Source organism: Collinsella sp. CLA-ER-H4, from assembly GCF_040092395.1.
Taxonomy (GTDB): Bacteria; Actinomycetota; Coriobacteriia; order Coriobacteriales; family Coriobacteriaceae; genus Collinsella.
The window spans coordinates 58,728-80,022 of the sequence record NZ_JBBNLQ010000002.1 but is presented as its reverse complement, the minus strand read 5'-3'; the positions used below and the strand labels follow the sequence as shown (position 1 = coordinate 80,022).

Here is a 21,295-nt window from a genome sequence, read left to right as displayed (position 1 = left end):
CGATCGTTTCATCTTTAGAAAGGACATTTCCATGGACGCCAAGTTTACCGAGCTCGTCGAGCAGCTGAACGGCCTCGACTTTAAGGGTATGTACGGCAGCGACTTCCTGCACACCTGGGATAAGACCACCGATGAGCTCAAGGCGCTCTACATCGTCGCCGACGCTCTGCGCGAGCTGCGCGAGAACAACGTTTCGTCCAAGATCTTCGATTCGGGCCTGGCCGTCTCGCTGTTCCGCGACAACTCCACCCGTACGCGCTTCTCCTTCTCTAAGGCCGCCAACCTGCTCGGCCTTGAGCTGCAGGACCTGGACGAGAAGAAGTCCCAGATCGCTCACGGCGAGACCGTCCGCGAGACCGCTACCATGATCTCCTTCATGGCCGACGTCATCGGCATCCGCGATGACATGTACATCGGCAAGGGCGACGCCTACATGGCTGAGGTCTCCGAGTCTGTCCAGCAGGCTTACGAGGATGGCGTTCTGGATCACCGTCCCACGCTCATCTCCCTGCAGTCCGACTCCGATCATCCCACGCAGTCCTCTGCCGACATGCTCTACCTTATCAACGAGTTTGGCGGCCTCGAGAACCTCAAGGGCAAGAAGGTTGCCGTCACCTGGGCCTATTCGCCCTCTTACGGCAAGCCGCTGTCCTGCCCGCAGTCGCTGATCAGCCTGCTGCCCCGCTTTGGCATGGACGTCACCCTGGCTCACCCCGAGGGCTACGACCTCATGCCCGAGGTCGTCGAGCGCGCCAAGGGCTATGCCGCCGAGTCCGGCACCACCTTTAAGCAGGTCAACACCATGGCCGAGGCCTTCGAGGGCGCCGACATCGTGATCCCCAAGAGTTGGGCTCCGTTTGCCGCCATGGAGAAGCGCACCAACCTGTACGCCGAGGGCGACGACGCCGGCATCGCTGCGCTCGAGAAGGAGCTGCTCGCCCAGAACGCCACCCATCAGGACTGGTGCTCCACGACTGAGCTCATGGAGAAGACTGCTAACGGCCAGGACACCATCTTTATGCACCCGCTGCCCGCCGACATCTCCGGTGTCTCCTGCGAGCACGGCGAGGTCAACGCCGACGTCTTCGACATGCACCGCGTGGGCATGTACAAGGAGGCCAGCTACAAGCCGTACGCCATCGCAGCCATGATGTTCCTGCAGAAGGTTGCCGATCCCGCCGCTACCCTCAAGGCCCTCGACGAGCGCAACACCGCCCGTTGGCTCCAGGCCTAAAGCCGGGTTGAGGTAAGCCATGTAAAGGGGGCGCTCTGCCAACCGGCGGGGTGCCCTTTTTTGCATCGCGGGCGTGCGGGATAAGCGCTTTCGATGTGGATGCCCGCGGCGCGAGTTATGGGTACGATGGTTTCGGGGGAGGTATCACCATGAGACTTGGATGCGTCATTATGGCTTCGGGCGAGGGCAAGCGGTTTGGCTCTAACAAGATGCTTGCCGATATCTATGGCGAGCCGCTGATTGCCCGGGCCATCGATTCGGTTCCCCGGGGCTTTGACGTCGTGGTTTCGACGCGTTGGCCCGAGGTCGCTCAGATTTGCGAGGACAAGCATTGCCCGTGCGTTCTGCACGATGGCGAGCTGCGCAGCGAAAGCGTCCGTGCGGGCCTTTCGTGGGGAGTCGAACGCAACTGGAAAGGTTGCCTCTTTTTGCCGGGCGACCAGCCGCTTGTGAGCACGGACTCTTTTGAGGCCATGGTTCGCGCGTTTGACGAGCGTGGCCGCAAACATCCGGTGCGCTTGGCGTGCAACGGTGAGCCTTCGAGCCCGGTGCTCTTTCCGGCGGAACTATTCGATGCACTCATGCGTCTTGAGGGCAAGGACGGCGGGGGCTCGATTCTCAAGGACCGTACCGACGTGGTGCTGGTCGAGGCGCGTGCCTACGAGCTGTGGGATGTCGATACCGCAGAGGGACAGCGACGCATAACGGAGCATATCGCGGCCTGCTCGTATTTTGATCGCGTGGCCAACTGTATTAATCAATAAGGAGCAACATGATCATCATCAAAAACGGCGCGCTCGTGACGCCCCAGGGGCTTCGCCGCGCCGATCTTGCCATGGAGGGCGACAAGATTGTGCGGATTGCCGCGGCGATTGAGCCGGCCGAGGGCGATACCGTCGAGGACGCCGCGGGCTGCTGGGTGTTTCCCGGCTTTATCGACGGCCACACGCACATGCAGTGCTGGACTGGCATGGATTGGACAGCCGATAGCTTTGAAACCGGCACGCGTGCGGCTGCCTGCGGCGGTACGACGACCATCGTGGACTACGCGACGGCTGATCGCGGCGTGACCATGCCCGATGCCTTGGCCGAGTGGCATCGCCGTGCCGACGGAACCTGCACGGCCAACTACGCCTTTCATATGGCACTCGCCGAGTGGAATGAACGCAACCGCGCCGATCTTTCGGCTATGCGCGAGGCGGGCGTATCGTCGTTTAAGACCTACTTTGCCTACGATCATTTGCGCCTGGACGATGCCGAGACGCTCGAGGTGCTCGAGGAGCTCAAGCGTATTGGCGGCATACTGTGCGTGCATTGCGAGAACGGTACGCTGGTGAATGAGCTGCAGAAGCGCGTGTACGAGCAGGGAATTCATGGGCCCGAGGGGCATGCGCTCAGCCGCCCGGACGTGTGTGAGGCCGAAGCCGTGAGCCGCCTGCTGTATCTGGCGCACCTGGCCGGCGACGCCCCAGTCAACGTGGTGCACCTTTCGACCAAGTTGGGGCTCGGGGCCATTCGTGCTGCCAAAGCGCGCGGGCAGAAGAATATCTATGTCGAGACCTGCCCCCAATATCTGATGCTTGACGACACCTGCTATCTGGAGCAGGGCGAGGACGGCTTTGCGGGCGCCAAGTACGTGATGAGCCCGCCGCTGCGCCATGCCGGTGACCGTGCGGCACTGCGCGAGGCGCTTGTGGCCGGCGAGATCGATACGATTGCGACCGATCATTGCAGCTTTAACCTGCACGGGCAAAAGGACCGCGGGCGCGACGATTTCCGCGCGATTCCCAACGGCGTGCCCGGCGTGGAGCATCGTCCCGTCGCGATTGCCACGAGCTTTGAGGGACAGCTGGGACCCGAGGACCTCTGCCGCTTGATGAGCGAGAACCCGGCGCGCGTGTTTGGCATGTACCCGCGCAAGGGCTGTCTTGCCGAGGGCGCCGATGCCGATGTGTGCGTGTGGGATCCCAAAGCGCGCTGGACAATCAGCGCCGCGACACAGCATCAGGCCGTGGACTACACGCCGCTCGAGGGCTTTGAGGCACATGGCCGCGCCAAGGCCGTGTTTGTGAACGGCGTGCTGGTGGCGCGCGATGGCGAGCCCACCGGAGCCCAACCCGGCCGCTACGTGCCCCGCTAGCAGCAAAGATGCCGTGTCCCCTCCTCAGTTGCGGTGAAATACGGACTGTTTGCGGCCGTCGGGCGGCCAAACAGTCCGTATTTCACCGCAACTGAGGAGATGGGGCCGGCTACTTGAGGCTGCTGGCGACGACGGGGCGGTCGAGAGCTGCCTCGAAGCGGTCGGCCATCGTGGGGTCGCTGAGCGTGTCGACTTGGTTGAGCATGACGCGTGCGGTGCTGAGTTTCAGCGCCTGCATCTCGGCATTGAGCACCTGGGCGACGCGCTCGGGCGTGGCGATGTCGGTGAGCTCGCAGCCGCAACGCTCGCAAAAGAGCTCGGGGCGGTGGACGGCTTCGTTGATGGGCTTGCTGAGTCCCGAGGCGCCGACGAGCCAGATGACGTTGGCCGTGCCGGCGGGAATTACCGGCTCCCAGGCGGCATGCGCCTTGAGCGGGAGTCGCTTGCTACCGTCTGCCTCGGCCAACACATAGTCAAAGCGCTGTGCCAGCCCGCCGAGTGGCTCGGCGGGGGCGGAGAGCTTGCCTGTCTCCGGGTCCAAGACGCCTGCCTGGCAGATGCCTCCGCGTGCAAGGCCCGCGCAGGCCTCGCAGGTGCAACCGGGGACATGCGAGGCGCCCGGCTTCCAAGGCGCGGCGTCCAGGCGACGATTCGACCCGTCCCATGGCACGCCGGCAACGGGAAGCATATGCGTGGTGGTGCAGAGGAGCACGCGGCCGCCAGCGCGCATGAGCTCAAGACCCAGCGTTTTGAGCAACGTCGACTTGCCGCCGCTGCCGATAATCGCGGTAATGCCCGGCTCGATCCTGAGCGCCGAGGCAAGATTGCCGCTAACCGTTTCCATCTGTTCACCGCCGTATAATACTGTGATAATAAATAATCATCAGAGTAGCGGTCGAACCGCTTTTGCTCTGCTCAAACCGTAGCACAGGGAGGTGCCCCGGGAATGCTCGTTTATGTTCGCGGCGCCGGCGATATCGCCACGGGCGTCGCCGCCCGTTTGGTGCGCGCCGGCGTGTCGGTCGTTATGGCCGATATCGCGGTTCCCACGTGCATCCGCCGCACAATCAGTTTTTGCGAGGCCATTCGCCTGGGCGAGGTCCAGGTCGAGGGCATTCGCGCTCGCTTGGCGCAGACGCCGGCAGAGGCGCTTGCAATTACCGAGGCCGGAGACGTCGCCGTCGTGGTAGACCCCCAGGCCAAGATGCTCGATGAGCTTAAACCCGCTGCCGTGGTCGACGCGATTTTGGCCAAGCGCAACCTGGGTACTACGCGCGACATGGCGCCTGCCGTCATCGCCGTGGGGCCGGGCTTTACCGCGCCGGTTGACTGCGACGCCGTGGTCGAGACCATGCGCGGGCATTTCTTGGGCCGTGTCATTACCCAAGGTTCGCCCCAGCCCAACACGGGCGTGCCGGGCATTATCGCCGGCTATGGCAAGGAGCGCGTAATCCACAGCCCCGCCGCCGGCGTGTTTCGGTCCGACCGCGCAATCGGCGACATCGTGCGCGCCGGAGACGTGATTGGCTACGCGGGCGATACGCCCATGCGCACGCAGATCGATGGCTGTCTGCGCGGGCTTTTGGCGAACGGCGTGCAGGTGACCGAGGGCTTTAAATGCGCCGATGCCGATCCGCGCGGCGATGCCAGCTATATCAACTACATTTCGGACAAGGCGACGTCGGTCGGCGGCGGCGTGCTCGAGGCACTCGCTATGCTCACCGATATCTTTAGAGGATAGAAGGCGGCAATGGAAAAGCTCGATGTTGTGAATGCGGCGCTTGTCGCCCTGCGTGCTGGCGAGACGTGCGAGCTCGTGGTCGTGGCCGGCACGGCGGGGTCGTCGCCGCGCGGCGTGGGCGCCTGGATGGTCGTCTTTGCCGACGGCAGCCAGGCGGGCACCATCGGCGGCGGCAAGATCGAGCTCTTTGCGCTGGACGAGGCGCGAGAGCTGCTGGCCGCGGGGCAATCGCGTCTGGTCCGCTACACCATGGGCGGCGAGAACTCCGATACCGGCATGATCTGCGGCGGAGCCATCTGCCTGTGCTATCTGCATCTGGATGCGACCCAGGCACCGTTGTTTCAGGAAATTGCCGACGTCTTGGTCTATCGGCGCATCGGCGACTTCGTCATCGACTTTGAGCCGTTTATCGCGAGCGCGCTCGAGGGCGATGTGGCCGAGTACCATGGCGAGGCATCGCGCCATACCATTGCCGGCTGCCCCGAGCTTTCGCTGGTGGAGGAGGGGAGTAAGGTCACCTACACCAACGCCGCCTCCGAGATTCCCGCGGCGCACATCGAGACGCTCTGCCCCGAGGGCCTGACCTATATCTTTGGCTGCGGCCACGTGGGCGCCGCGACGGCGCGGGTGCTCACGGCGGCGGGCTTTGCCGTCGTGGCGTGCGACGACCGCCCCGGCACGCTGACCCCCGATTGGGTGCCCGGTGTCTACGATCGTCGCTTGGTCGATTACAAGAACCTGAGCGAGCTGTGCCCCATCGGCCCGCGCGACCTGGTGGTCGTCGCCACGGCGGGTCACAAGTCCGATATCGACGTGGTGATTCAGGCCATGCACGCCAAGCCTGCCTACCTGGGCTGTCTGGGTTCGCGCCGCAAGAGGGCCTTTGTGCGTGCCCGCCTGGAGCAGGAAGGCTTTACGCAGGACCAGATCGACGAGCTGCACCTGCCGATCGGCGTTGCCATCGAGGCCGAGGACCCCGAGGAGATTGCCATCTCCATCGCCGCCGAGATGATTCACCTGCGCCGCACCAAACTCGTCCCCCGCAAGCGCTAATCGCATCCCCACCAATAAGTTGCGGTGAAATACGGATTGTTTAAGCCTGTTAGGCCGCCCAACAGTCCCTATTTCACCGCAACTGCTTTTTGGGACCCATTTGTGCGGGGGAGTTGTGGAGTTGTGCAGGCAGACGAGGTTTTTCTGGAAATACGCACCCAATGCGCGTATAGTACCGATTGTTTTGTCGGCTCCTGCTGCGTCGAGTCCAAACCGCAAAATGCCATGAGCGGCGCGGATGCAGCCAGGAGGCACGAGGACAACCCATCGTGGCCACGCCCCGTGCTTAAAACCCCAAGAAGGAGTGAACAATGGCAGAAGAGAAGTATGTGCCGCGTCTGAAGACCAAGTACAACAACGAGGTCAAGCAGCAGCTTCAGGACAAGTTCCAGTACGAGAACGTCATGATGATCCCCAAGTTTGAGAAGATCGTCGTGAACATGGGTGTCGGCGAGGCCGCTACCGATTCCAAGGCCATCGACGGTGCCGTGCGCGACCTGCGCGCCATCACCGGCCAGCAGCCGATGATCACCCGTGCCCGCAAGTCCATCGCTACCTTCCGCCTGCGCGCTGGTATGCCGATCGGCTGCAAGGTTACCCTGCGTGGCGACCGTATGTGGGAGTTCTTCGATCGTCTGACCTCCGTCGCGATCCCCCGTATCCGCGACTTCCGCGGCATCTCCGCCAAGAGCTTCGACGGCCGTGGTAACTTCTCCATGGGCGTCACCGAGCAGCTCATCTTCCCCGAGATCGACTTCGACTCCGTCGATCACCAGCGCGGTATGGACATCACTTTCGTGACCACCGCCAATACCGATGAGGAGGCCAAGGCCCTTCTGGACGCCTTCGGTTTCCCGTTCAAGAAATAGGTTCACCTGCCCTATAAGCGCCGTTCCCACAAGGGGGCGGCGCTTGGGGCGAACAATACTCTATGTGAGGAGGATATAAGTGGCTAAGACATCGATGATCGTCAAGTGCAATCGCAAGCAGAAGTTCTCTACTCGTGAGTACACGCGCTGCCAGCGCTGCGGCCGTCCGCACTCTGTGTACCGCAAGTTCGGCCTGTGCCGTGTCTGCTTCCGCGAGCTTGCACTCAAGGGCGAGCTTCCCGGCGTTAAGAAGGCCAGCTGGTAAGTCACTACCAGCGTTTCAAGCATCAGTTTGGAACAGGGAAAACGCGCTAAAAAGGCTTTGCCGTTAAGGGCGGCGAAGAACCAAGAGCACGTGTTCATCAAGAACGAAGGAGAATCTGTATGAACCTTACAGACCCGATCGCAGATATGCTTACGCGCATCCGTAACGCTAACTCTGTGAACAAGGCCACGGTCTCCATGCCGAGCAGCAAGAAGCTCGTCGAGATCGCTCGTGTTCTGCACGAGGAGGGCTACATCGAGGGCTACAATGTCGAGGACACCGTTCCCCAGAAGACTCTGCACATCACGCTTAAGTATGGTCCCAAGAAGGCTAAGGTCATCAACGGCATCCGCCGCATTTCCAAGCCGGGCCTGCGTAAGTACACCGGCGTTGCCGACATGCCCCGCGTCCGCGGTGGCCTTGGTACCGCCATTATTTCCACCAGCCATGGCGTCATGACCGACCGCGATGCTCGCAAGCACAACGTCGGCGGCGAGATCATCGCTTACGTCTGGTAATTCGCTCGGTAGGTAGAAGGAAAGGAGATCACCGTGTCTCGTATCGGTAATAAGCCTGTCCAGATTCCCGCCGGAGTCGAAGTGGCAGTCAACGGCAACAATGTTGTCGTCAAGGGCCCCAAGGGCCAGCTCGAGCTCGATGTCTTTGAGAAGCTCGCTATCAACGTCGAGGACAACGTCCTCACCGTTTCCCGTCCCGACGACGAGCGTGAGACCCGTGCCCGCCACGGCCTCACCCGCGCCCTCATCCACAACATGGTTGTTGGCGTTTCCGAGGGCTTCGAGAAGAAGCTCGAGCTCGCCGGCGTCGGTTACCGCGTGCAGCAGAAGGGCAAGAACCTCGAGTTCTCCCTGGGCTTCTCGCACCCCGTGATCGTCGAGGCTCCCGAGGGCATCACCTTCGAGGTTCCCGACAACACCCACGTGAACGTCAAGGGTATCAACAAGCAGCAGGTCGGTCAGATCGCCGCTGAGATCCGCGGCCATCGTCCTCCCGAGCCTTACAAGGGCAAGGGTATCCACTACGTTGGCGAGCACATCCGCCGCAAGCTGGGTAAGGCCGCCAAGTAGTCGTAACCGACTCACTCGCATAAGACCAGCACCCCGTCAGGTGCTGGCAAGATCAACCTTTTTAGGAGTTTACGTATGAACAAGCATAAGGCGAAGCTGGAAGGCCTCAAGCGTCGTCAGCGTCGTGTTCGCGGCAAGGTCTCGGGTACCTCCGAGCGTCCGCGTCTTCGCGTGACCCGTACTAACGCCAACATCTATGCCCAGATCATCGACGACAGCAAGGGCTCCAGCCTGACGCTCGTCTCTGCCTCGACCCTCGAGGCCGAGTTCAAGGGCACCCACACCTCGAACAAGGAGGCTGCGGAGAAGGTCGGTCAGCTCGTTGGCAAGCGCGCCATCGAGGCCGGCATCACCAAGGTCGCCTTCGATCGCGGTGGCCGTATCTACCATGGCCGCGTCAAGGCCCTCGCCGACGGTGCTCGTGCCGCCGGTCTCGAGTTCTAGGAGGTATGTAGCACATGGCTCGTAATCAGAAGCAGCAGCGCGAGGCCTCCGAGTTCGAGGAGCGCGTCGTTTACATCAACCGCGTGTCGAAGACCGTCAAGGGTGGTCGTCGCATGAGCCTCGTCGCTCTCGTCGTCGTTGGTGACGGCAAGGGCAACGTCGGCGTTGGCATGGGCAAGTCCGCTGAGGTGCCCATGGCCATCTCCAAGGCGTCTCTCGATGCCAAGAAGAACATGTTCCACGTGCCGGTGACCGATCAGGGCACCATTCCGCACGAGGTTCTCGGTCACTTTGGTGCCGGCCGCATCATCATCAAGCCCGCTGTCGAGGGTACCGGCGTTATCGCCGGCGGCGCTGTGCGTCCCCTCTTTGAGCTTGCTGGCATCAAGAACGTCCTGTCCAAGTCCCTCGGTACCGACAACGGCCTCAACATCATCAAGGCTGCCGTCGAGGGCCTCAAGGAGCTCTCCAGCCCTGAGGACGTCGCGGCTCGCCGTGGCCTGACGGTCTCCGAGATGTTCGTCGGTAAGGAGAACTAAGCATGGCTGACACCATCAAGATCAAGCAGGTCCGCAGCACCAACGGTTGCAAGCAGGACCAGGTCCGTACTGTCCGTGCCCTCGGTCTCCACAGGATCCGCGAGGTTCGCGAGATTGCTGACAACGAGTCCGTCCGCGGCATGATCTTCAAGGTCAAGCACCTTGTCGAGATTGTAGAGGAGTAGCAAATGCAGCTTCACGATCTTACTCCCGCGCCCGGTTCCACCAAGAACCGCAAGCGCGTCGGCCGTGGCAATTCTTCGGGTCACGGCACCACTTCTGGCCGCGGTCAGAAGGGCCAGGGTTCCCGCTCTGGCGGCACCAAGGGTGCCGGCTTCGAGGGTGGCCAGACTCCGCTGGCCATGCGCCTGCCCAAGCTTCCGGGCTTCCGCAACCCCCGTCGTATCGAGTACACCGCTGTTAACGTTGAGCGTCTCGAGCGTAAGTTCGAGGACGGCGCTGTGATCGACGGTGCCGCTCTTAAGGCCGCTCGCATCACCAAGAGCGAGTTCGAGCCCGTCAAGGTGCTCGGCAATGGTGAGCTCACCAAGAAGTTCACGGTCAAGGTCGACAAGGTCAGCGCTTCTGCGCAGGCCAAGATCGAGGCCGCCGGCGGAAAGGTCGAGCTGCCGTGCTAAATGGTCTTAAGAATGCTTTCCGCATCAAAGAATTGCGCGAAAAGATTCTTTTTACCATAGCTATGCTCGTCGTGTACCGCATTGGTGCGCACGTTCCTGTGCCCGGCATTCCCTTCCAGGGGATGCTGGGCCTTTTCTCGACCGATAACAATTCGGTCGCCGCAGGTGCTATGGCCCTCCTGAATCTTTTCTCTGGCGGCGCGTTGAGCTATGTGTCGGTGTTTTCGCTGGGCATCATGCCTTACATCACCAGCTCGATCATCCTCCAGATGCTCCAGGCCGTCGTGCCTTCCCTGCATGAGCTTGCCCGCGAGGGCGAGGTCGGTCAGACCAAGATTACGCAGTATTCGCGTTACCTCACCCTTGCTCTGGCAATCCTCAACTCCGTGGGTTACCTCTTCCTCTTTAAGAGCTTCGGCATCAGCTTCAACGGTGCCGGCGCTCCCGAGATCATCTTCGACCTCATGATCGTCGGCACGCTCACCGCGGGCGCCATGCTGATCATGTGGATTGGTGAGCTCATCACCCAGCGCGGTATCGGCAATGGCATGTCGCTGATCATCTTTGCGAACATCATGGCCGGTCTGCCGCAGGCTATCTTCTCCAGCACCGAGGGCAATGCCGGTGGCATCATCACCATGGTGATTATCTGCGCCATCATCCTGCTGGTTATCCCGCTGATTGTTTTCCTTGAGCGCGGCCAGCGCCGCATCCCGGTCTCCTACGCTAAGCGCGTCGTGGGCCGTCGCATGATGGGTGGCCAGACCACCTACCTGCCCATCAAGGTCAACACCGCGGGTGTCGTGCCGATCATCTTCGCTTCGGCGCTGCTGTACTTCCCGGCTCAGATTGCCGTGTTCTTCCCCGGCATCGGCTGGATCCAGGCAGTTGCTTCTGCGCTTTCGCGCGGCTGGCTCAACTGGGTGCTTAACGTTGTCCTCATCGTGTTCTTCGCGTACTTCTACACCTCCATGGTGTTCAACCCCGATGACACGGCCGACAACCTTAAGAAGCAGGGCGGCTTTATTCCGGGCGTGCGTCCGGGTAGGGCTACCGCGGCCTACATCAAGAACGCGCTCAACAAGATCACGCTTCCCAGTGCTGTCTTTTTGGCGCTCATCGCCATCGTGCCTTCGATCATCTTCTCCTTCACGGGTAACCAGCTGATTCAGGCATTTGGCGGCACGTCCATCCTCATCATGGTCGGCGTCGTGCTCGACACGGTCGATAAGCTCGAAGGCCAGATCAAGATGTATGATTACGATGGATTCTTTAAATAGGCTAGAGGAGGATTGCTCATGAACCTCGTATTGCTCGGAGCTCCGGGTGCCGGTAAGGGCACCGTCGCACAGGAGCTCGTCGCCGAGTTTGGCGTCGCCCACATTTCCACGGGCGACCTGCTGCGTGCTGCCGTCAAGGGTGGCACCGAGCTTGGTATTCAGGCTAAGAAGTACATGGACGCTGGCGAGCTCGTTCCCGACCAGCTCGTGATCGACCTTGTCAAGGAGCGCCTTGCCGCCGATGACGCCCAGCAGGGCTTCATCCTCGACGGCTTCCCGCGCAACACCGCCCAGGCCGTGACGCTCGATTCCGAGCTCTCCGCCATGGGTCGCGAGATCGACTGCGCCCTTCTGGTCGATGTGGCCCCCGAGGTCATCATCGATCGTCTGTCTTCGCGTCGCACCTGCCGCGCCTGCGGTTACACCGGCACCGCTGCCGATGCTACCTGCCCCAAGTGTGGCGGCGAGATGTATCAGCGCGACGACGACAAGCCCGAGACCATCAAGAACCGTCTCGACGTCTACGAGAAGTCCACGAGCCCGCTCGTCGACTACTATCGTGGCCAGGGTCTGCTCAAGTCGGTCAACGGTGACCAGGCTCGCGAGACCGTGTACGGGGATGTCAAAGAGGCTCTCGGTCTATGATCAAGATTAAGTCTGCAACGCAAATCGAGCAGATGAAGAAGGCAGGAGCGCTATCTAAGATGGCGCTCCGCCACGTTGGAGCCATGGTGCGCCCTGGCGTTTCGACTTTTGAGCTCGATCAGCTCGCGGAGCAGATTATCCGCATGCATGGTGGCACCCCAGCCTTTAAGGGTTACGGCGGGTTTCCCGGAACCATTTGCGCATCGATTAACGATGCCGTGGTACACGGTATTCCCAACCCCGACATGATCCTGCGCGATGGCGATATCATCTCCATCGATACGGGAGCCGTTGTCGACGGTTGGGTCGGCGATAACGCTTGGACGTTTTTCGTCGGCACCCCCACGCCCGAAGCCAAGGCTTTGTGCGAGGTCACGCGCGATTGCCTTAAGGCTGCCATCGAGCAGGCTGTTCCCGGTAACCATATCGGGGACGTCGGTTATGCCGTTCAGTCCCTCGCCGAGTCTCACGGTTACGGCGTGCTTCGTGATTATGTGGGCCATGGCATTGGCCGCGTGATGCACGAGGACCCCAACGTTCCTAACTATGGAAAGAAGGGGAGGGGCGTTCGCCTCCAGGCCGGCATGGTCATTGCCATTGAGCCGATGGTTACGATGGGTTCCAACCATGTGAGCACGGGTTCCGACGGTTGGATCGTCACGACCAACGACCACCTGCCCGCCGCGCACTACGAGAACACCGTCGCCATCACCAATGACGGTCCGGTGATTCTCACCACGGATGCGCAAGGTGCTTGGTGTTCGCTCCAAGGCGGAGAAATGTAACAAGTTCCACTTAGTTGTGGAGCCATTACGAAGTTATTACGATGCGTGCATACGTGTTGTAGAATACTCAATCGCTGTCGTTTTCTAGAGAAAGATGATTGCTTGTGAAGAAGGAAGACGCAATTGAGCTCGAGGGTACGGTAAAAGAGCCGCTGCCCAACGCCATGTTTAAGGTTGAGCTCGAGAACGGTCATTCGGTTCTGTGCAACATTTCTGGCAAGATCCGAATGAATTACATCCGCATTCTCCCCGGTGACAGGGTTGTCGTGGAGCTTTCCCCGTACGACCTGACCCGCGGCCGCATCACCTATCGCTATAAATAGCGGCACGCATACACGCACTCCATTTCCGGCTGCAGGCTTAGCTCAACCTACAGTCGGATTGTGTGTGAAGACCAGCCATAGTTTTAAACGCCTGCGGCTGGGCGAGTAGATAGTAGGGAAGTAGTTTGAGCGCTACCGAAAGGAAGAACGATGAAGGTACGTCCTTCGGTCAAGAAGATGTGCGATAAGTGCAAAATCATTAGGCGCCATGGCAAGGTCCTCGTCATTTGCGAGAACCCCCGTCATAAGCAGCGTCAGGGTTAAGAGAGGAGACTACGTTGGCCCGTATTAATGGTGTCGACCTCCCGCGTGAGAAGCGCGTTGAGATCGGTCTGACCTACATTTACGGCATCGGCCGCACCACTGCGACGAAGATCTGCGTCGAGTGCAACGTTAACGTGGATACGCGCGTTAAGGACCTCACCGAGGATGAGGTTAACGCCATCCGCGATTATATCGATAAGAACCAGATCATGGTTGAGGGCGACCTCCGCCGTGAGCGCAACCAGAACGTCAAGCGCCTTATGGACATCGGCTGCAACCGCGGCCTTCGTCACCGCAAGGGCCTCCCGGTCCGCGGCCAGCGCACCCACACTAACGCTCGTACCCGCAAGGGCCCGAAGCGTCAGATCGGTGCTAAGAAGAAGAAATAAGGAGCGCTAGATAGATGGCTACTGCTAAGAAGAACGTTCGCGCTGCCCGTCTGAAGCGCGCGGACCGTAAGAACATTTCCGTGGGCCAGGCTCACATTCGTTCTACGTTCAACAACACGATCGTTTCGATCACCGATCCCCAGGGCAACGTCATTTCCTGGAAGTCGGCTGGCCAGGTGGGCTTCAAGGGCTCCCGTAAGTCCACGCCGTTCGCTGCCCAGATGGCTGCCGAGGCTGCTGCCAAGCAGGCCATGGAGCACGGTATGAAGAAGGTTTCCGTCTTCGTCAAGGGCCCCGGCTCCGGTCGTGAGACCGCCATCCGCTCCCTCCAGGCTGCTGGCCTCGAGGTCTCGAGCATCCAGGACAAGACCCCCATTCCGCACAACGGCTGCCGCCCCAAGAAGCGTCGCCGCGTGTAACTGAAAGGATCGTATCAATATGGCAATCGACAGGACTCCTGTTCTTAAGCGCTGCCGTCAGCTCGGGATCGATCCCGCTGAGCTCGGTTACAGCAGCAAGAAGGAATCTATCCGTCAGCCCAAGCGCCGTCGCAAGGAATCTGAGTACGGCATGCAGCTGCGCGAGAAGCAGAAGGTCAAGTTTATTTATGGCGTTCTGGAGAAGCAGTTCCACGGCTACTTCAACAAGGCCCGCAAGATGAACGGCGTCACCGGTGAGAACCTCATGATCATCCTTGAGTCTCGCCTCGACAACGTTGTCTTCCGTCTTGGCTTCGCCCGCACCCGCAAAGAGGCTCGTCAGTCCGTCCGTCACGGTCACTTCACCGTGAACGGCAAGCGCGTGGACATCCCGTCCTACCGCGTCAAGGCCGGTGACGTCGTCGCTGTCGGCGAGAAGTTCCGTGACCTCCTCCCCATCAAGGAGGCCCTGATTTCCTCCGAGCGCTTTGAGGTCCCTGGCTGGCTCGAGGTCGATATCGAGAAGCTGTCTGGTAACGTGCTCGCTCTGCCGACGCGTGAGCAGATCAGCGGTGATATCAACGAGCAGCTCATCGTCGAGCTCTACTCTAAGTAGTCCATCCGGGCTGCTGAGGCTGGAGGTAATACATGTCAGAATTCATTAGGCCTCAGGTTCAGGTCGAAGAGATCAACGAGACGTCTGCTCGTGTCTCCGTCGAGCCGCTCGAGCGTGGCTACGGCGATACGCTGGGTAACTCCCTTCGTCGCGTTCTTCTGTCCTCGCTCGAGGGTGCCGCCGTCGAGGCTATTCAGATCGATGGTGCGCAGCACGAGTTCATGACCATCCCTAACATGGTCGAGGATGTCACCGACATCGTCCTGAATGTCAAGGGTCTTGTCTTCAGGGCTCTCGGCACGACCGACGAGGCGACCGCCACCATCTCGGTTGACGGCCCCTGCGAGGTCACCGGTGCGGACTTCTTTATTCCGTCCGAGTTTGAGCTGGTCAACCCCGAGCAGCACATTGCTACGCTCACCGAGGGTGGCCATCTCACCATGAGCATGCGCATCGGCTATGGCCGCGGCTATGTTTCTGGCGAGGCCAACAAGCGCGATAACGATCCCATCGGTGTGATCCATGTCGACTCGCTGTACTCGCCGGTTTCCCGTTGCGCCAAGCTCGTTGAGGCTTGTCGTGTCGGTCAGCACACCGACTACGACCGCCTTGTCCTCGAGATCGAGACCAACGGCTCCATCGCCCCGCGCGACGCCGTGGTCCAGGCTGCCAATATCATCAACCAGCATATGGCCGCCTTTATGAACCTTGCCGAGACCCCCGAGGTCGAGGAGGAGGCTTCGATCTTCGCTCCCGAGGTCACCAACGACAACGCCGAGCTGGACAAGCAGATCGAGGATCTGGACCTTTCCGTCCGTTCCTACAACTGCCTTAAGCGCGCCAGCATTCACTCGGTCCGTCAGCTCGTTGAGTTCTCGGAGAACGATCTGCTCAACATCCGTAACTTCGGTGTTAAGTCGATCGAGGAAGTGAAGGACAAGCTTGAGTCCATGGGCCTGAGCCTGAAGGCTTAATGCTTCGCATATTTGAGGAGAAACTAGACCATGCGTCACAACGTTAAGAAGGGCCTGAAGCTCGGCACCGATGCGAGCCACACCAAGGCCATGAAGAAGAGCCTTGCTAAGGCCCTCTTCGAGAACGACCGCATCAAGACCACCGAGACCCGCGCTAAGGCGCTGCGTTCGGTCGTCGACCCGATCATCACTTGGGCCAAGAAGGGCGATCTGCACTCTCGTCGTCTGGCTATCGCCAAGCTCGGCGACAAGCAGCTCGTTGCCGAGATCTTCGACAAGGCTGCCCAGGGCATGTGGCAGGACCGCAACGGCGGTTACACCCGCATCATGAAGCTCGGCAACCGCAAGGGCGACAACGCTCCCATCGTTATCATGGAGCTCGTCACCGAGCCTTGCACGCCTAAGGCCAAGAAGGCTGCTCCGGCCCCCAAGAAGGCCGCTGCTCCCAAGAAGGTCGAGGCTGTCGAGGAGGCTCCTGCTGAGGAGACCGCTGAGTAGACATTCCGTCTGCATAGGCTATATTCGAGGGGTACGTTCGCGTACCCCTCTTTTTTTGTCGCGATACCGTTACTTGTTTGTTGGGAGCGCCCATGACTGCGCCGTCTGATTTCAATTCGATTTCCGAGCTTGACGCCACGCTCGTTTTCCGCGTGGCCTATGATGGCTCGTCGTATAGCGGATTTGCCGAGCAGCCGGGACAGACGACGGTTGCGGGTGAGCTACGTCGAGCCATCGAGACGCTGCTTCGCCGCCCGATCGATTTGACGTGCGCGGGACGTACCGATGCCGGCGTACATGCCGTGGCTCAGTACATCAGCGTGCCTGTAACGGACGCTGAGCTCGCGTGTACGCGCCGTAGGTGGCTGCGGGCTATGGATGCCCTGCTGCCCAAAGATATCGCCATCAACGAGGTCTACAAGGCTCGTAAGGGCTTTTCTGCGCGCTTTGACGCGCGCTCTCGCACTTACACCTATCGCATTGCCGATCGTGATGCGCGGCCCGTGCTGTCACGCGGTGCTGTGTGGTGGCATCGCTATCCCCTCGACGTCGATGCGATGGCGGCCGCCTGCCCTGCGCTTTTGGGCGAACAGGACTTTAAAAGCTTTTGCAAGGTTGCCTCTGCCGTGGGCAAACCTACGCACCGCTGCGTAATGCGCGCCGAGTTTGGCCATGAGGTTGCGTTTGGCGAGGACATCCTGACGTTTACCATCGAGGGCAATGCGTTTCTGCATTCGATGGTCCGCACGATTGTGGGCACGCTTGTCGAGATTGGCATGCATCGCCGTGAACCCGAGTGGATGCGCGAGGTCATCGATGCTTGCGATCGTACCGCTGCGGGTCCCACGGCTCCTGCCTGCGGTCTTACGTTTATGGGTGTGGATTACGATCCCGCCGAGCTTGTCGTGCTCGACTAGGGGAGGGCTCGACGCGTCGTTCGTCGGCACCTGTCATCTGTGGGCTGCACGTGTGCAACATCTGTTCTTGGCGTGCAATACAACCGGTGTCTCATTGCTTTTATTGCCGGGGTGTACCATGAACCACGATTTGATTCATTGCTGTCGAGAGGACGGATAACTTGGTTCGACGTGGCTCGCATCCGCGACTTTCGGTGATCCTTGTGGTAGAAGGTTCGCCCAGCTATGCGATGCGTGCGCTCGAGAGTATCCAGAACCAAGACCTCTACGATTTGCAGATTGTCGTTGTTTGCCGCGATGCTGCGCCCGGTGTGCGCCATTCGCTTCAAGTTGCTGCCGACAGGGACATCCATATTGATTTGATTGACGTCGAGGACGCGAAGCGCGGCGCTTGCCTTCGTGCCGGTTTTGATGCCTCGCGCGGCTCTCAAATCATCGCCATGAACGCCGATGAGTGGTTTGCTCCGCAGGCCCTTTCCAAGATGGTCGATATCGCGTGCGATACTGCGGCAGACATTGTGCTCCCCTCGGTGTCGCTCGATCGATACGATGCGCATCGCGAGCGTCATTCGCGCGTCTTGGATGCTGCCTCTATTGCCATAGAAGACGAGTCTTCTATGGTGACTGGGCTGCCCCAGTTGATTTTGGGCGGCCTAGTCGCTCAGACCTCTGGCGTGATGTATAGCCGTCCGCTGTTTGAGGCATGCCTGTCGCGCGGCAAGGCGTACCGTACGGTTGAGTTTATGGCTTATGCGCTCTCGCAGGCACGATTCGTGTCCGGCTGCGGCGACGCTTGTTTCCACGCGGTGGCACCTAAGCTTACAGATGCCTTTGATCCCACCATGTATACCAGGATATCCGATGACACTCGAGCGCTCGACGAGCTTGCGGACTCACTCTCGGAAGCAGATAGCGGTGGTCGGCTCAAGCTGGCAAGCCAAAAGTTCTACTTTGCCGGACTGGTCGCCTGCATCGAGAATTTGTGTCTGAGCCCGCATGGAGTGTCGTCAATCGAGCGTTCCGCCCGCATGCGTGATATGCTCGAGGCGCCTCGAACCCGTCAGATGGTCGCCGCGCTCAAGGATAACCATCGGGGGCTCGGTCTGTTGTTTGGGCCGATCGCCAGCGCCAAGCCCGCGCGCTGCGTGATGTGTACGCATCTGGCAGCTTTTCTTAACCGGACGGGTGCAAAAACCGCCTAAACGGCTCATTTCGAAACAAATTTGCATAGAATTGTTTCGAAATGCGTTCTTATACACAAAAGCCTTCAAATAGCGTTAAACTATTCAATCACTGATTGATTGTCTCCGCCATCTTTTGGAGAGAGGGTTTGTATGGCTAAAAAACGCAATGGGCGCCAGGATGCCATTAGAGATATTGTGCGCAATAAGGACGTCCGCACGCAGCGCGTGCTGGTCGATGAGCTCCGCGCTATGGGCTTTGATTGCACGCAGGCGACTGTCTCTCGCGATATTGCCGATATGGGACTGCGTAAGCTCCCTGAGGGCATCTATGTTCTGGCAGAGGACCTGCACCTGCAGCGTATGGTTTCCGAGCTCGTAACGGGCGTTCTGCGCACCGATAATCTGGTTATGATTAAGGCTCAGCCTGGCACGGCTTCCGGCATCGCCGCCGCTGTTGATGCGGCAGAGCTGCCCGATGTGCTTGGCTCGCTTGCCGGCAACGATACGATTTTGGTTATTGCCCAGACGGCCGAGGACGGCGAGCGTCTTGAGGCGCTGATCAATAAGCTGAGCAATTCTCGCAAGTAGGCGTGCGGGTCGTGCGCTCGGCACTGTGCGCGCTGACATGGTGGCTTGTAAAGGGTATCGACGTTGGTCGGTACCCTTTTTTGTCTGCCGGTATAAAGACCGCCCATCAGGTCGCTTTAAACTAAAAAGGCCCCCGAGCAGTTCAAATAAGCTGCTCGGGGGCCTTGTTGCTTATGGCCGGATGATTTCTAGCCGACCGTATCGTCAGGCGTGGGCGAGGGGTCGGGAGTGGGCGTGGGCGTAGGCGTGCCGCCATCGCCGCCGGTCGAACCACCAGTGGAGCCGCCCGTCGAGCCACCAGTCGTACCGGTGCCGCCGGTGGTGTCGCCGCCCGTGGTCTCGGTGGTCGTGGTCGTCGTGGTAGTCGTTGTGGTGGTGGTTTCCTCTTCGTCCTCGTTCTCGTCCTTGTCCTTGTCGTCGTTCTCCGTCTTCTTGGTGTTGTTGGTGCCGTAGAACTTCCAGACGCTATTGTTCTTATAGGTGGGCGCCGTTCCAGTCGCAAACTCCTCGCGCTCGGTACCGGTCAGAACGGTGTTCATAAACCGCTTAAAGACAGGCAGGTTGGTGCTGTCGCCCAGCAGGTCCGTGCCGTATTTTTGGATGGGGATCTCGCCCGCGGAATAGCCGGTCCACAGGGCGCACGCCAGCTGCGGGGTATAGCCGCAGAACCACAGGTTGGTGGTGTTGTCGGTGGTGCCCGTCTTGCCGGCATAGGGCTGGTTGACGCTCAGGGCACCGGCAGCACCCGTGCCGCCGCCCTGCATGACGCCGGACAGAACATCGGTGACCGCGGCGGCCTCGCCCTCGGTAAGCACCTGTGAGGGATTGTCGGTATGCTGGTACAGCACCGAACCGGTACGAGAGTCAATCTCGGTGATGGCGATCGGCTGGCGATAGTAGCCGCCGTTGGCAAACGTCGCGTAGGCGGCGGCCATCTCGAGCGGCGAGATCGAGCCGGTGCCGAGGGTCATGACGGGAACGTCCTCGATGTTGTCCTTGGCGGGATCGATGCCGAGCTTTTTGACGAGCGAGATGATCTTGCTGTTGCCGACGGCTTCCGCCACCTGGATGTAGCCGGTGTTGGAGGAGTATGCCGTTGCCTGCTTAAGCGTGATGTTGCCATAGCTATGGTTGGCGTAGTTTTGGACCTCGGTCGTGGTGCCCTTGGCCTTGAGCGGCGAGTTGCAGTTGAGGGTGACGTTGGGGTTCATGCCGTTTTGGATGGCAGTTGCCAGCGTAAAAGCCTTAAAGGTGGAGCCGACGGGACGCTTGGCCGTGGCATGGTTTACGTGGTTCTCGTCGGCGTTGTAGTCGTAGCCGCCCACCATGCACTTGATGTAGCCGGTCTTGGGGTCGACGACGACCATGCCCATGTCCAGGCCGTCGAGTGAGAGTGTGTCGAGCTGCTCGCGGACGGCATTCTCTGCCACCTGCTGCATCGTGGGGTCGATGGTGGTCTTGACGGTCAGGCCGCCCTTAAAGAGCACGTCGGTCGAGAACTCCTGCTCCAGCAGCTGCTTAACATAGGCGACAAAGTAGGGCTGCGAGTATACGTCGACGCCGCTGCCCGAAATCTCGGTCACGTTGAGGGTGATGGGCTCGGCCTGTGCGGCATCGTGCTCCTCCTGCGTGATGTGGCCCAGGCGCAACATGTTGTCAAGGACCTTGTTGCGACGGGACAGCGCCAGGTCGGGGTTGACCGTGGGGTCGTACTGCGAGGGCGAGTTGGGAAGGCCGATGAGCAGTGCGGCCTCGCTCAGGGTGAGGTCGGCGGCGCTCTTGGACAGATAGGTTTCGGCTGCGGCCTCGATGCCGTAGGCGCCGTGACCGTAGTAGATGGTGTTGAGGTACATCATGAGGATCTCGTCTTTGGAGTACATGTCCTCCATCTTGACGGCGATGTAGGCCTCGCGCACCTTACGCTCGATGGTCGAGTCGAACTGCTCCTCCTGCAGGATGGTGTTGCGCACCAGCTGCTGGGTGATAGTCGAGGCGCCTTCGTGCCCGCCGCCGAGGGTTGCCACCGCAGCACGCGCGATACCCCACAGGTCGATACCGCCGTGCACGTAGAAGCGCTCGTCCTCGACGTCAACGGTGCCCTGCAGCACGTAGGGGGAGACCTCGTCCTTGGTGATGGACTTGCGGTTTTGCGTGTAGAAGCTCGCAATCTTGTTGCCGTTGCAGTCGACGATCTCGGTGGGCTCGCTCACCAGATACGCGTTGGCGTCGGTGTAGTCGGGCAGATCGGACAGCCAGCGGTTGACGTTGCCGACCATGCCGATGCCAAACGCCACGCCCGCGATAAGCAAAAAGCCCAAAAGCGAGAGCAGGATTATGGGCAGAGCATGCGTCTTTGAACGGCTGCGTCCCTGTCGTTGGCGAGGACCCATATATTGACCTCC

At 60.3% G+C, this 21,295-nt stretch carries 28 protein-coding genes; 26 read left to right on the top strand and 2 right to left on the bottom strand.

Annotated elements, in window-relative coordinates:
* Nucleotides 1–31: 31 nt before the first annotated feature.
* The 3 genes from ygeW to hydA all read left to right on the top strand — a co-directional run bounded on the left by ygeW (nt 32) and on the right by hydA (nt 3,374).
* A complete protein-coding gene (gene ygeW / locus AAAX34_RS02410) occupies nt 32–1,234 on the top strand; it encodes a knotted carbamoyltransferase YgeW (protein WP_055287465.1) in 1,203 nt (400 codons plus the stop codon).
* A 149-nt stretch (nt 1,235–1,383) separates the two neighbouring features.
* Nucleotides 1,384–1,998, top strand: coding sequence for a nucleotidyltransferase family protein (locus tag AAAX34_RS02405; RefSeq protein WP_195232232.1), 615 nt, complete (start codon nt 1,384–1,386; stop codon nt 1,996–1,998).
* Between the two features lie 8 nt (nt 1,999–2,006).
* Nucleotides 2,007–3,374: a dihydropyrimidinase gene (gene hydA, locus AAAX34_RS02400; RefSeq protein WP_349109857.1), complete on the top strand. Its 1,368-nt coding sequence runs from the start codon at nt 2,007–2,009 to the stop codon at nt 3,372–3,374.
* A gap of 109 nt (nt 3,375–3,483) precedes the next feature.
* Here hydA and yqeC read toward each other — a convergent pair whose 3' ends face one another.
* Nucleotides 3,484–4,218: a selenium cofactor biosynthesis protein YqeC gene (yqeC, locus tag AAAX34_RS02395; protein ID WP_349109856.1), complete on the bottom strand. Its 735-nt coding sequence runs from the start codon at nt 4,216–4,218 to the stop codon at nt 3,484–3,486.
* A gap of 102 nt (nt 4,219–4,320) precedes the next feature.
* Here yqeC and yqeB point away from each other — a divergent pair, with 102 nt between their 5' ends.
* From yqeB to AAAX34_RS02280, 23 genes are all read left to right on the top strand, one after another.
* Nucleotides 4,321–5,115, top strand: a complete 795-nt coding sequence (gene yqeB, locus AAAX34_RS02390) for a selenium-dependent molybdenum cofactor biosynthesis protein YqeB (RefSeq protein ID WP_349109855.1) — start codon at nt 4,321–4,323, stop codon at nt 5,113–5,115.
* Nucleotides 5,116–5,124: 9 nt separating this feature from the next.
* Nucleotides 5,125–6,168, top strand: a complete 1,044-nt coding sequence (locus tag AAAX34_RS02385) for an XdhC family protein (protein WP_349109854.1) — start codon at nt 5,125–5,127, stop codon at nt 6,166–6,168.
* A gap of 311 nt (nt 6,169–6,479) precedes the next feature.
* Nucleotides 6,480–7,037: a 50S ribosomal protein L5 gene (rplE, locus tag AAAX34_RS02380; protein ID WP_006235260.1), complete on the top strand. Its 558-nt coding sequence runs from the start codon at nt 6,480–6,482 to the stop codon at nt 7,035–7,037.
* Nucleotides 7,038–7,116: 79 nt separating this feature from the next.
* Entirely contained in the window at nt 7,117–7,302 is a 186-nt protein-coding gene (locus tag AAAX34_RS02375) for a type Z 30S ribosomal protein S14 (RefSeq protein ID WP_022094280.1), read from the top strand.
* Nucleotides 7,303–7,421: 119 nt separating this feature from the next.
* Entirely contained in the window at nt 7,422–7,820 is a 399-nt protein-coding gene (rpsH, locus tag AAAX34_RS02370; RefSeq protein WP_349109853.1) for a 30S ribosomal protein S8, read from the top strand.
* A gap of 33 nt (nt 7,821–7,853) precedes the next feature.
* Nucleotides 7,854–8,390, top strand: a complete 537-nt coding sequence (gene rplF, locus AAAX34_RS02365; RefSeq protein WP_006235263.1) for a 50S ribosomal protein L6 — start codon at nt 7,854–7,856, stop codon at nt 8,388–8,390.
* Between the two features lie 75 nt (nt 8,391–8,465).
* A complete protein-coding gene (gene rplR / locus AAAX34_RS02360) occupies nt 8,466–8,834 on the top strand; it encodes a 50S ribosomal protein L18 (RefSeq protein WP_006235264.1) in 369 nt (122 codons plus the stop codon).
* Nucleotides 8,835–8,848: 14 nt separating this feature from the next.
* A complete protein-coding gene (gene rpsE, locus AAAX34_RS02355; RefSeq protein WP_022094279.1) occupies nt 8,849–9,373 on the top strand; it encodes a 30S ribosomal protein S5 in 525 nt (174 codons plus the stop codon).
* A 2-nt stretch (nt 9,374–9,375) separates the two neighbouring features.
* A complete protein-coding gene (gene rpmD / locus AAAX34_RS02350) occupies nt 9,376–9,558 on the top strand; it encodes a 50S ribosomal protein L30 (protein WP_006235266.1) in 183 nt (60 codons plus the stop codon).
* Between the two features lie 3 nt (nt 9,559–9,561).
* Entirely contained in the window at nt 9,562–10,011 is a 450-nt protein-coding gene (gene rplO / locus AAAX34_RS02345; protein ID WP_006235267.1) for a 50S ribosomal protein L15, read from the top strand.
* Nucleotides 10,005–11,291 (top strand): preprotein translocase subunit SecY, encoded by a 1,287-nt coding sequence (gene secY / locus AAAX34_RS02340; protein WP_022094278.1) that lies wholly within the window; start codon nt 10,005–10,007, stop codon nt 11,289–11,291. The genes rplO and secY overlap by 7 nt, the downstream gene beginning before the upstream one ends.
* An 18-nt stretch (nt 11,292–11,309) precedes the next feature.
* Nucleotides 11,310–11,936: an adenylate kinase gene (locus tag AAAX34_RS02335; protein WP_006235269.1), complete on the top strand. Its 627-nt coding sequence runs from the start codon at nt 11,310–11,312 to the stop codon at nt 11,934–11,936.
* Nucleotides 11,933–12,721 carry a type I methionyl aminopeptidase gene (gene map / locus AAAX34_RS02330; protein WP_006235270.1) on the top strand — a complete coding sequence of 263 codons (789 nt, stop codon included), beginning with the start codon at nt 11,933–11,935 and terminating at the stop codon, nt 12,719–12,721. The genes AAAX34_RS02335 and map overlap by 4 nt, the downstream gene beginning before the upstream one ends.
* 104 nt (nt 12,722–12,825) lie before the next feature.
* Complete coding sequence (infA, locus tag AAAX34_RS02325) at nt 12,826–13,044, top strand: translation initiation factor IF-1 (RefSeq protein WP_035137443.1); 219 nt, start codon at nt 12,826–12,828, stop codon at nt 13,042–13,044.
* 150 nt (nt 13,045–13,194) lie between these two features.
* Nucleotides 13,195–13,308 carry a 50S ribosomal protein L36 gene (gene rpmJ, locus AAAX34_RS02320; protein WP_006363204.1) on the top strand — a complete coding sequence of 38 codons (114 nt, stop codon included), beginning with the start codon at nt 13,195–13,197 and terminating at the stop codon, nt 13,306–13,308.
* 14 nt (nt 13,309–13,322) lie between these two features.
* Nucleotides 13,323–13,697 (top strand): 30S ribosomal protein S13, encoded by a 375-nt coding sequence (rpsM, locus tag AAAX34_RS02315; protein ID WP_022094275.1) that lies wholly within the window; start codon nt 13,323–13,325, stop codon nt 13,695–13,697.
* A gap of 14 nt (nt 13,698–13,711) precedes the next feature.
* Nucleotides 13,712–14,116 carry a 30S ribosomal protein S11 gene (rpsK, locus tag AAAX34_RS02310; RefSeq protein WP_006235274.1) on the top strand — a complete coding sequence of 135 codons (405 nt, stop codon included), beginning with the start codon at nt 13,712–13,714 and terminating at the stop codon, nt 14,114–14,116.
* A 19-nt stretch (nt 14,117–14,135) separates the two neighbouring features.
* Nucleotides 14,136–14,732: a 30S ribosomal protein S4 gene (gene rpsD / locus AAAX34_RS02305; RefSeq protein ID WP_006235275.1), complete on the top strand. Its 597-nt coding sequence runs from the start codon at nt 14,136–14,138 to the stop codon at nt 14,730–14,732.
* Nucleotides 14,733–14,764: 32 nt separating this feature from the next.
* Nucleotides 14,765–15,706 carry a DNA-directed RNA polymerase subunit alpha gene (locus AAAX34_RS02300; protein WP_006235276.1) on the top strand — a complete coding sequence of 314 codons (942 nt, stop codon included), beginning with the start codon at nt 14,765–14,767 and terminating at the stop codon, nt 15,704–15,706.
* Between the two features lie 30 nt (nt 15,707–15,736).
* Nucleotides 15,737–16,204 (top strand): 50S ribosomal protein L17, encoded by a 468-nt coding sequence (gene rplQ, locus AAAX34_RS02295; protein WP_006235277.1) that lies wholly within the window; start codon nt 15,737–15,739, stop codon nt 16,202–16,204.
* A 92-nt stretch (nt 16,205–16,296) separates the two neighbouring features.
* The gene (gene truA, locus AAAX34_RS02290; RefSeq protein WP_117821238.1) at nt 16,297–17,121 is read left to right on the top strand and encodes a tRNA pseudouridine(38-40) synthase TruA; all 825 of its coding nucleotides are present in this window, start codon (nt 16,297–16,299) and stop codon (nt 17,119–17,121) included.
* A gap of 194 nt (nt 17,122–17,315) precedes the next feature.
* Nucleotides 17,316–18,323 (top strand): glycosyltransferase, encoded by a 1,008-nt coding sequence (locus AAAX34_RS02285; protein WP_349109852.1) that lies wholly within the window; start codon nt 17,316–17,318, stop codon nt 18,321–18,323.
* Between the two features lie 132 nt (nt 18,324–18,455).
* Nucleotides 18,456–18,893, top strand: a complete 438-nt coding sequence (locus AAAX34_RS02280; RefSeq protein ID WP_006235280.1) for an ArgR family transcriptional regulator — start codon at nt 18,456–18,458, stop codon at nt 18,891–18,893.
* A gap of 188 nt (nt 18,894–19,081) precedes the next feature.
* Here the strand turns inward: AAAX34_RS02280 and AAAX34_RS02275 are convergent, their stop codons facing one another.
* On the bottom strand, nt 19,082–21,283 hold the full coding sequence (locus tag AAAX34_RS02275) for a PBP1A family penicillin-binding protein (protein WP_349109851.1): 2,202 nt from the start codon (nt 21,281–21,283) through the stop codon (nt 19,082–19,084).
* Between the last annotated feature and the right edge of the window lie 12 nt (nt 21,284–21,295).

Bases quoted from the DNA above. Each gene is read 5' to 3' on its own strand.
- ygeW (WP_055287465.1), top strand. From the start codon at position 32: ATGGACGCCAAGTTTACCGAGCTCGTCGAGCAGCTGAACGGCCTCGAC.
- AAAX34_RS02405 (WP_195232232.1), top strand. From the start codon at position 1,384: ATGAGACTTGGATGCGTCATTATGGCTTCGGGCGAGGGCAAGCGGTTT.
- hydA (WP_349109857.1), top strand. From the start codon at position 2,007: ATGATCATCATCAAAAACGGCGCGCTCGTGACGCCCCAGGGGCTTCGC.
- yqeC (WP_349109856.1), bottom strand. From the start codon at position 4,218: ATGGAAACGGTTAGCGGCAATCTTGCCTCGGCGCTCAGGATCGAGCCG.
- yqeB (WP_349109855.1), top strand. From the start codon at position 4,321: ATGCTCGTTTATGTTCGCGGCGCCGGCGATATCGCCACGGGCGTCGCC.
- AAAX34_RS02385 (WP_349109854.1), top strand. From the start codon at position 5,125: ATGGAAAAGCTCGATGTTGTGAATGCGGCGCTTGTCGCCCTGCGTGCT.
- rplE (WP_006235260.1), top strand. From the start codon at position 6,480: ATGGCAGAAGAGAAGTATGTGCCGCGTCTGAAGACCAAGTACAACAAC.
- rpsH (WP_349109853.1), top strand. From the start codon at position 7,422: ATGAACCTTACAGACCCGATCGCAGATATGCTTACGCGCATCCGTAAC.
- rplR (WP_006235264.1), top strand. From the start codon at position 8,466: ATGAACAAGCATAAGGCGAAGCTGGAAGGCCTCAAGCGTCGTCAGCGT.
- rpsE (WP_022094279.1), top strand. From the start codon at position 8,849: ATGGCTCGTAATCAGAAGCAGCAGCGCGAGGCCTCCGAGTTCGAGGAG.
- rpmD (WP_006235266.1), top strand. From the start codon at position 9,376: ATGGCTGACACCATCAAGATCAAGCAGGTCCGCAGCACCAACGGTTGC.
- rplO (WP_006235267.1), top strand. From the start codon at position 9,562: ATGCAGCTTCACGATCTTACTCCCGCGCCCGGTTCCACCAAGAACCGC.
- AAAX34_RS02335 (WP_006235269.1), top strand. From the start codon at position 11,310: ATGAACCTCGTATTGCTCGGAGCTCCGGGTGCCGGTAAGGGCACCGTC.
- map (WP_006235270.1), top strand. From the start codon at position 11,933: ATGATCAAGATTAAGTCTGCAACGCAAATCGAGCAGATGAAGAAGGCA.
- rpmJ (WP_006363204.1), top strand. From the start codon at position 13,195: ATGAAGGTACGTCCTTCGGTCAAGAAGATGTGCGATAAGTGCAAAATC.
- rpsK (WP_006235274.1), top strand. From the start codon at position 13,712: ATGGCTACTGCTAAGAAGAACGTTCGCGCTGCCCGTCTGAAGCGCGCG.
- rpsD (WP_006235275.1), top strand. From the start codon at position 14,136: ATGGCAATCGACAGGACTCCTGTTCTTAAGCGCTGCCGTCAGCTCGGG.
- AAAX34_RS02300 (WP_006235276.1), top strand. From the start codon at position 14,765: ATGTCAGAATTCATTAGGCCTCAGGTTCAGGTCGAAGAGATCAACGAG.
- rplQ (WP_006235277.1), top strand. From the start codon at position 15,737: ATGCGTCACAACGTTAAGAAGGGCCTGAAGCTCGGCACCGATGCGAGC.
- truA (WP_117821238.1), top strand. From the start codon at position 16,297: ATGACTGCGCCGTCTGATTTCAATTCGATTTCCGAGCTTGACGCCACG.
- AAAX34_RS02280 (WP_006235280.1), top strand. From the start codon at position 18,456: ATGGCTAAAAAACGCAATGGGCGCCAGGATGCCATTAGAGATATTGTG.
- AAAX34_RS02275 (WP_349109851.1), bottom strand. From the start codon at position 21,283: ATGGGTCCTCGCCAACGACAGGGACGCAGCCGTTCAAAGACGCATGCT.